This is a genomic window from Pantoea sp. EKM101V (assembly GCF_011800325.1).
In the GTDB taxonomy this organism is placed as follows: domain Bacteria; phylum Pseudomonadota; class Gammaproteobacteria; order Enterobacterales; family Enterobacteriaceae; genus Pantoea; species Pantoea anthophila.
In genome coordinates, this window is record NZ_JAALFP010000055.1 from 1 (window position 1) to 208 (window position 208).

The window sequence follows — 208 nt, forward strand, 5'->3', positions numbered from 1 at the left end:
CGGGGGCCGGATTTGAACCGACGACCTTCGGGTTATGAGCCCGACGAGCTACCAGGCTGCTCCACCCCGCGTCCGTCTTGCGCTTTGCGACTTTTCACATTGTCACTTCTGCCAGAGTGCTACAGAAGTATTGGTTGCGGGGGCCGGATTTGAACCGACGACCTTCGGGTTATGAGCCCGACGAGCTACCAGGCTGCTCCACCCCGCG

General features: G+C 61.1%; 1 tRNA gene. It reads right to left on the minus strand.

The features are described 5' to 3' along the window. Positions 1-131: 131 nt before the first annotated feature. Positions 132-208: transfer RNA gene (locus HFD92_RS21605), tRNA-Met, on the minus strand.